This window comes from Stenotrophomonas sp. GD03654 (assembly GCF_029845105.1).
In the GTDB taxonomy this organism is placed as follows: Bacteria; Pseudomonadota; Gammaproteobacteria; order Xanthomonadales; family Xanthomonadaceae; genus Stenotrophomonas; species Stenotrophomonas africana.
This window is the reverse complement of record NZ_JAOCLC010000119.1, coordinates 1-7,952: the sequence shown is the minus strand read 5'-3', so window position 1 is coordinate 7,952 and position 7,952 is coordinate 1. Positions and strand designations below refer to the sequence as shown.

The following is a 7,952-nucleotide window of genomic DNA, read 5'->3' as shown; positions in this document are numbered from 1 at the left end:
TAGATCGCACCTGCCAGGCCGATCATCAAGCCCGGAGTAAAGGCCGCGCGGGTCAGTCCGCCGACCATGCCCTGGTGCTCCTCGATCGAAGAAACGATCTCGATGGCGGCCTCGTCCTGCGGATAGGGGCATCCCTCCGGATCCAGCGCAGCCGCCAGCACCAGCAGCTCCCGCGTGGACAGGTCGCCATGGCACAGGGTGTGGCTGAACCCCCATTTGCCGCGCGCGTCGGCCACAGCCCGCCGCATGTCACGCAACTGCGTGGGATCGCCAGTGCGGGCATACAGATCCGCCGCCGCCAGACCGATGCCAACACTGCCATGGCACCAGGTCGGGAAGTTCTTCTGCCCATCCTGCAGGTGGATGTCGCGCCAGTGCCCGGTATGCGGTTCGAACAACGCCGCCTGGAACGCAAACGCTCCTTCGGCCAACTGCCGCCAGGCGGCGCGCTCAGGCACGCTGCCGGCGTCCGACCGCGCCAGCCGCGCCAGCGCCCAGCCCATGCCCATCGCGCCGTGGCCAAAGCCACCGATCGGCTCGCGGAACTGTGGCGTCGGCCAGCGTGCACCGTCGACATCGACGATCGCCGCTTCCTGCATGCGGCGCCCGGCCGCAGCCGCCAACTCCAGCCAGCGCGTTCTGCCGGTGGCCTCGGCCAGCGCCAACAACGGCAGGATCATGCCGGACACGCCATCAATCAGTTCAAATTTCACCGGCCCCTGGAAACCACGACGTTCCACGCCCTCCGCACAGCGCTCGGCCAGCGCAAGCAGCGCGGGGCGCTGCAGAAGATCATGCAACGCCAGCAGGGTCCAGATCTGCGAGCCTGTGCCGACGAATCCACCATCGATCCCGGCGGGATGGCGCTCGCACATGGTCTGGAACACCGCAATGGCGCCTTCGATGGCCGGATCCAGCCCGGCCACCGGGTCGGCACGTCCCTGCTCCACTTCCCGGCGGTAGGCCGCCAGTGCGAACGCAATGCCCCCCAGCCCGAAATACAGGTCGGGCTGCACCGGCTGGACGGTCCATCCTGTGCGGGTCACCTCGGGCGTGATCCACGTCATCGAACCATCTTCACCATGCACGGCCAGACGCAGAAGATTCTCCACCGCGCGTGCCGCAAGCGTTCGTCGGCGCAGGTCCAGATCGTCCGCGCGAGGCTGCTGCGCGGCATAGCTGTAGCCGGAGCGAGCCTCGGCGCGGGCCAGCGCATGCTGGTTCAGGTCGGTGGCCACCAGCGTGCTGCGGATGGTCACGTCTTCCAGGTCGATGCGCATCGCACGCCAGTTGTCGGCGATGGAGCGGATGCGGGTCGCGTCCAGCTGCGAAGTGAAGATCGGAATGTCACCGTGGCGCAGGTCGTCCACTTCTCCACGTACGGTTTCCAGATCCGATGGCGCAGCCGGTGACACCGCTGCATTGCGCACCAGCAGATCGATCGCGCGCTCAACCGCCTGGGCTTCCTTGTGCAGCGAGGCTGGATGCCAGAGCATCCGCCCGAGCTCGGCGTAGGCCATTGTCGGCCGCCGTACATCCCGCACCTGGCAGCCTTCGAAAGCCGCCAGGAGTGGCATCAGTTCGCCCTTGGCATCGAGTGCGCGCAGGCGCCCGCTGGCGTCGATGAAGCCTTCGCTGATGTGGTCCCAGTACAACGAAACATCCGGCTGTGGACTGGGGTGGTTCTGTGCGATGGCGACTTCGGCCTCGACCATGCCAAGCCGGGCCGGCCCCGTCCCATCCTCGACAATCACCGGCACCTGTACCCGCGGCTGCTCGCCTGGCAATGCGCCGGCAGCCGACAGGTCCACGCCCTCCATGCCGAGGCCGGTGGTGCGGAACGGCACGATGCCGGTGCGCAGCACGGAATTGCGCATCAGTTTGATGGCCGTATCGTAGGCGTCGCCCAGGCCCGACGGCTCGACGTCGATCACCTGCGAGAACACACTTTCTGCATCGATCACCACCGGCACCGGCCCGACAGCGATCAGGTTCTCCAGATGGATGTCGGTACCACCGACCAGGCGCAGGATCGCCAGCCAATGGCCAAGACCGCGGTAGTAGGCGCGCAGTTCTTCGTCATCGGCGCAATGACGGTGCGCGGCAAACGCGGCCCAGCCATGGCTGCCACGATCAACCACACGCGGCACACGCACCCGGCCCGGGCCCTCACCGAAGACCGCAGCGAGCAGGCCATCGAGCGCCGCATCGATGCGCAGCGAGCGCGGTTTGTACATCAGCACGCCGCCGTCGAACTGCAGCCGTGCCACGGTCCGGCCGCCGCCGTGCAGGTCACCCCGCCCCAACGCAATCGCACGCAGCGCTCCGGCCGGAGTGTCGAGCAGTTCCGTCAGCAGCGCACGATCACTGCCGATGCGCGCGGCCAGCTCCACCACGGCCGCGCATTGTCCTTCAAGCATGCGCGACAGCCGCGGCAACAGCACCGGGTAGCGTCGCTGCAGATGTTCACGGAAACCCTCGCTGGTGGCGAGGGCTACGAATTCGTCCAACGCACCGGCGCTGTCAAGCGGGCCGATGTCACCGCCGCGCGCAGCTGCGTGTAGTTCCAGCAACAGCACACGGTTGAGCTTGAGCTGGGCATGCTCACGCAGCGCCGCGTCGCCCTGCGCGTGCAGCAGTTCGCGCTCACCGGGCTGCAGCGCAATGGCAGGGTCATGCAGGCCGGCCGCCAACGCGGCGCGCGCATGGGCAAGGAAATGTTCGGTGATGCGCGCAAACGCGGCCGCAGCCGGAGAAGCGGTCATTACGCCCCCTGCAAGGTATCGGGAAGTCTGTTCCAGTTGCCGGCACGCAGCCGCAAGGCGCTGCGTGCCGGCTCGGGCTACATCAGCAACACAGGCAGTGATTGACCACGGACATCGTGGTGGTGCACTCGGTGCCACCACCGGTGATCAGGGTGTCGGAGGCCGACGTGAGTGCGGACTCGGTAGCCGCAGCGCCATAGATGAACAGCGAACCCGCAGGGTTGGCGCACCCATCCACATCGTCCGAGCCATTGAGCCAGCCGGACACAACATCGTCATTCAGATCCATTCGCAATCTCCTGTCATTCACAACATGAGGCGTTGAGGACATAGATCGATTCCACGTCCCTTCGGATACGGCCAGTCCCTGGCATCAACATCATGCTGCGAGCGATACTGGATGACAGGTACAGCCGCCCGTGCACACTGCAATGGCAGGCGATGCGCAGTCAAGCTGCGCTGCGGCAGGCACGCGGATGCGCTGCATGTGCAGCACGCAAACGACACGGAATGCGTGGCCGCGCACCATTCATGCGCGACCGGATCGAAGGCAAGCGGAGAGACATGGGATGGCCGGCCGGCGCCGGCACATCCGCAGGCCGGGTCAGCGCTTCAGCTGCGCCAGGATTTCGCGGGTCATCGGGTCGGCAATCGCAACATCCTCACCCTGCAGCGCCGGCAACAGGCCACTGGCCAGCTGCTTGCCAAGCTCGACACCGAACTGGTCGAAGGCATTGATGTTCCAGATCACCGACTGCACGTACACAGCGTGTTCGTACATGGCGATCAGTGCACCCAGCGCCTGCGGGGTCAGCGCGTCGAGCAGGATCAGCGTGCTCGGGCGGCCGCCCGGGTAATCACGGTGCGGGTCGTCGCTGCTCTGGCCATTGGCCAGTGCTTCAGTCTGCGCCAGCAGATTGGCCAGCAGGGCCTGATGATTGATCGTGTAGGGATCGTCGTTGTGCACGCAGCCGATGAAATCTGCCGGAACGATGCTGGTGCCCTGGTGCAGTGCCTGGAAGAAGCTGTGCTGCACATCGGTGCCCGCGCCGCCCCACCACACCGGCACGGTGTCGGTGGTGACAGGTTGCCCGTCACGCTGCACGCGCTTGCCCAGGCTTTCCATCACCAGCTGCTGCAGGTAGGCCGGCAGCAGCGCCAGGCGCTGGTCGTAGGTCATCACCGCGTGCGTTGCATGGCCCAGCAGGTTGCGGTTCCAGATGTCGGTCAGGCCGTGCAGCACCGGCAGGTTGCGCTCCAGCGGTGCATCCAGCGCATGCGCATCCATCTGCGCCGCGCCTTCCAGCAACTGCTCGAAGCGATCGAAGCCGACTGCCAGCGCGATCGGGAAACCGACCGCCGACCACAGTGAATAACGGCCACCCACCCAGTCCCACATCGGCAGCACGCGATCGGCGGCGATGGCAAAGGCCTTGGCGGCGCGTTCCGGATTGGCACTGACTGCATACAGGCGTTCGCTGCCACCCAGCCAATCGTGCAGGATCTGGCCGTTGAGCAGGGTTTCCTGCGTACCGAAGGTCTTGGAGATCAGGATGCCGGCAGTCTTCGCCGGATCCAGCGTGGCCAGCGTACGCTGCATGGCGGCGCCGTCCACGTTCGAGACGAAATGCACGCGCAGGCGCGCACCGCTGACCGGACGCAGCGCGTCGGCAACCAGGCGCGGGCCAAGGTCGGAACCACCGATGCCGACACTGACCACATCGGTCACGCCACTGTCTTCCAGCGCGCGCACCAGCACGCCCATGCGCTGGCGGATCTCGCGCGCGGTGGCATAGGCCTCGGCCGCCACCGGCGCATCGACCACATCGCCACGCAGCGCGGTGTGCAGCGCCGCGCGACCTTCGGTCAGGTTGACCTGCTCGCCACGGAACAGGCGGGTGATGGCGCCACCGACATCACGCTCGGCAGCCAGCGCCAGCAACGCCTGCAGCGCCGCAGCATCGTATTTCTGCCGCGCGAAGTTGACGTACAACGGACCGACCCGCAGCGCCAGATCCTGCACGCGCCCGGGTTCGGCGGCGAGCAGGCTGGGAATGCTTGCGCCCTTCAGGCGCTGGGCGTGGGAGTGCAGCGAGTCGAATCCGTTGTTCGTTGTCATGCGGCCTGGGTCGGGATCGTGTCGTTGGTGTGGGTGATCTGGTTCTTGCCATCAACGTACACCAGCTTCGGCTTGAAGCTGTCAGCTTCCTGCTCGGTCATGCTGGCGAACGCTGCGATGATGATGATGTCACCGACCTGCACGTGGCGCGCGGCGCCACCGTTGAGCGAGACAACGCCGCTGCCGGCTTCGGCGCGGATGGCGTAGGTCGAGAAGCGCGCACCGTTGGTCACGTCCCAGATGTGCACCTGCTCGAACTCGCGGATGCCGGTGGCAGCCAGCAGGTTGTCATCAATGGCGATCGAGCCTTCGTAGTTCAGCTCGGAATGGGTGACGGTGGCGCGGTGGATCTTGGTCTTGAGCAGGGACAGGTGCATGGGGGCGCTGCAACGGCAAAGGAAAGAGCGGATTCTAGCACCCGCTTGGCCATCGCCAGGGGGCGGCGGCAGGACGCTGAAGGCCGTTCAGGTGCCCTTGCCCGGCGGCGGCGCCGTGGCATGGACGGCACCGCCCTGCAGTGACAGCCTGAACACCGTATGGAAGGCCAGCCCGGAGGCCAGGCCCAGGCCCCCTGCAGCCAACACTGTCAGCCCATAGCTGATCACATCGAATGTATCCACATAGCGCAGGCGCTGCAGCAGCGGCCCATGGATCGCGCCCGGCCATTCATGGATGGCCATGGCCAGCGCGCCCAGGGCAGACCCTGCAAGCACGAAGCTGATCCGGCGCAGGGGCTGCCGAGATCGCGGGAGCAGCGCCATCGGCAGGAACACCGCGATGGCGATGCAGACGCCCAGCCCGAACATCAGTCCACCGCCGGTGAGCGCGGGCATCGGCGTGCGCCTGAATTCAAATGCGAACATCAGGCCGCCAAACAGTTGAGCCGGCAGCATGCCTGCCGCCAACACCGCCAGGATAGAGGCCTGGGCAAGACGGCCGGTATCAGTGCTGGGGGTTTTCATTTCAGGTCTCCCGTCCGTGGGAAGTGGAAAGGCGCCCGTTGAGGGCGCCCCCCAAGCCGCATGCGGCTCAGAATTCCAGGTTGTCGATCAAGCGGGTGGTGCCCAGACGTGCGGCGATCAGCGCTACGCGGCCGCCGCCGTCGAAGGTCGGCTCGGCCAAATCGGGCGTGCGCAGCACCGCATAGTCGACCTGGAAACCAGCTGCCTGCAATGCCGCCGTGGCGTCGGCCTCGATGCGGTCACGTGGCAGCCCGGCTACATAGCCTTCGCGCATGCCCAGCAGGGTGCGGTGGATACTGGTCGCAACCGGGCGCTGTTCGGCGCTCAGATACTGGTTGCGCGAGCTCTTGGCCAGACCATCCTCGTCGCGCACGATGTCCGCGCCGACGATCTGGATCGGGAACGACAGCTCGGCCACCATCTGCTTGATCACAGCCAGCTGCTGGTAGTCCTTTCGGCCGAACACGGCCACGTCCGGCTGCACCTGCAGGAACAGGCGCGCGACCACCGTGCACACGCCATCAAAGTGTCCCGGACGGCTGGCGCCTTCCAGCACTTCACTGACGCCGGGCGCGTGCATCTGCGTGGTCTTGTCCACGCCCAGCGGATACATCGCCTCGACGCTGGGCAGCCACACCGCATCGCAGCCGGCCTGCTCCAGCCCGGCCACGTCGGCCTCGGGCGTACGCGGATAGCGACTGAAATCCTCGTTCGGCCCGAACTGGGTCGGGTTGACGAAGATGCTTGCCACCACCTTGTCGGCGTATTGGCGGGCCAGGGTCACCAGCGAATGATGGCCACCGTGAAGGTTGCCCATGGTCGGCACCAGCGCCACGCGCAGGCCCTCGCGCTTCCACTGGGCGATCTGCTCGCGCAATGCGCCGAGCTCGTTGAAGGTCTGGATCATTGGGCGTAAGCGTGCTGTTCGTCGGGGAAGCTGCCGTCGCGCACGGCGTCGGCATAGGCGCGGGTGGCACCCGCCACCGAACCGCCTTCGGCAAGGAAGTCCTTGACGAACTTGGGACGGCGATGGCCACTGTCCAGGCCAAGGAAATCGTGCAGCACCAGCACCTGGCCATCGCACTGCGGGCCGGCACCGATGCCGATGGTCGGGACTTCCACAGCGGCAGTGACGTCGGCGGCGACCGGGCTCGGCATGCACTCCAGCACCAGCAGGCTGGCGCCCGCAGCAGCCACGGCCCTGGCATCTTCCACCAGCTGGCGTGCGGCATCGCCACGGCCCTGGATCTTGAAGCCACCCAGGCGCAGCACCGACTGCGGAGTCAGGCCCAGGTGCGAGCAGACCGGAATCTCACGCTCGACCAGGTAACGGATGATGTCGACCTTGAAGCCGGCACCTTCGATCTTGACCATCTCGGCACCGGCCTGCAGCAGCTGAAGCGATGCATCCAGCGCGCGCTCCGGGGTGGCATCGGCGCCGAACGGCAGATCGGCCACCAGCAGCGCGCGCTGCAGCACACGGGCCACGGCGCGGGTGTGGTAGACCATGTCGGCCACGGTCACCGGCAGGGTCGAATCATGGCCCTGCACGACCATGCCCAGCGAATCGCCAATCAGGATCAGGTCAACGCCATTTGCGTCGAAAGTGCGGGCGAAGCCAGCGTCGTAGGCGGTCAACATGACCAGCTTCTGGCCATTGCGCTTGGCCTCGGCCAGGGCGGGAACGGTCCAGGGCTTGCTGTCTGCGTGGGTGCTCATGTGCTGATAACCGGGGGAGATAACCCGGGCATTATCACCTTATCGGTGCGATCCCGCAGGCATCCACCCGCACCACTGCATCCCGCACGCGACCATGGCCGGGAATGGCCAGATCCGGCGCGATTTCGGCCAGCGGCACCAACACGAAGGCACGCTCGTGCAGGTAAGGATGCGGCACCTGCAGACCGGGCTGGTCGAGCACCTGCGCGCCATACAGCAGCAGGTCCAGGTCCAGCGCGCGCGGGCCCCAGTGCACCGCCGGGTCGCGCACGCGACCAAAGCGCTGCTCCAGCGCCAGCATCGCCTGCAGCAGCGTGTCGGCCGGCAATGTGGTGTCGACCGCAGCCACCGCGTTGACGAACGGCGGCTGGTCTTCATTGCCCCAGG

At 66.6% G+C, this 7,952-nt stretch carries 8 protein-coding genes; all 8 read right to left on the bottom strand.

What is annotated here, in order from left to right:
* Window positions 1–2,765: type 2 lanthipeptide synthetase LanM family protein (locus tag N5J73_RS23575; protein ID WP_279941363.1), on the bottom strand; the 2,765-nt coding region annotated here is incomplete at its 3' end.
* Window positions 2,766–2,847: 82 nt separating this feature from the next.
* Window positions 2,848–3,054, bottom strand: coding sequence for a DUF6229 family protein (locus N5J73_RS23570; RefSeq protein WP_049423517.1), 207 nt, complete (start codon window positions 3,052–3,054; stop codon window positions 2,848–2,850).
* A gap of 315 nt (window positions 3,055–3,369) precedes the next feature.
* On the bottom strand, window positions 3,370–4,884 hold the full coding sequence (gene pgi, locus N5J73_RS23565) for a glucose-6-phosphate isomerase (RefSeq protein ID WP_049445291.1): 1,515 nt from the start codon (window positions 4,882–4,884) through the stop codon (window positions 3,370–3,372).
* Window positions 4,881–5,261: an aspartate 1-decarboxylase gene (gene panD, locus N5J73_RS23560; RefSeq protein WP_005409061.1), complete on the bottom strand. Its 381-nt coding sequence runs from the start codon at window positions 5,259–5,261 to the stop codon at window positions 4,881–4,883. Before panD ends, pgi begins: the two co-directional genes overlap by 4 nt.
* Before the next feature lie 87 nt (window positions 5,262–5,348).
* Window positions 5,349–5,846 (bottom strand): hypothetical protein, encoded by a 498-nt coding sequence (locus N5J73_RS23555; RefSeq protein WP_049445294.1) that lies wholly within the window; start codon window positions 5,844–5,846, stop codon window positions 5,349–5,351.
* Between the two features lie 67 nt (window positions 5,847–5,913).
* Window positions 5,914–6,753, bottom strand: a complete 840-nt coding sequence (panC, locus tag N5J73_RS23550; protein ID WP_049445295.1) for a pantoate--beta-alanine ligase — start codon at window positions 6,751–6,753, stop codon at window positions 5,914–5,916.
* A complete protein-coding gene (gene panB / locus N5J73_RS23545; protein ID WP_049445298.1) occupies window positions 6,750–7,565 on the bottom strand; it encodes a 3-methyl-2-oxobutanoate hydroxymethyltransferase in 816 nt (271 codons plus the stop codon). The genes panC and panB overlap by 4 nt, the downstream gene beginning before the upstream one ends.
* A gap of 34 nt (window positions 7,566–7,599) precedes the next feature.
* On the bottom strand, window positions 7,600–7,952 hold a 353-nt coding region (gene folK / locus N5J73_RS23540), incomplete at its 5' end, for a 2-amino-4-hydroxy-6-hydroxymethyldihydropteridine diphosphokinase (RefSeq protein ID WP_279941362.1).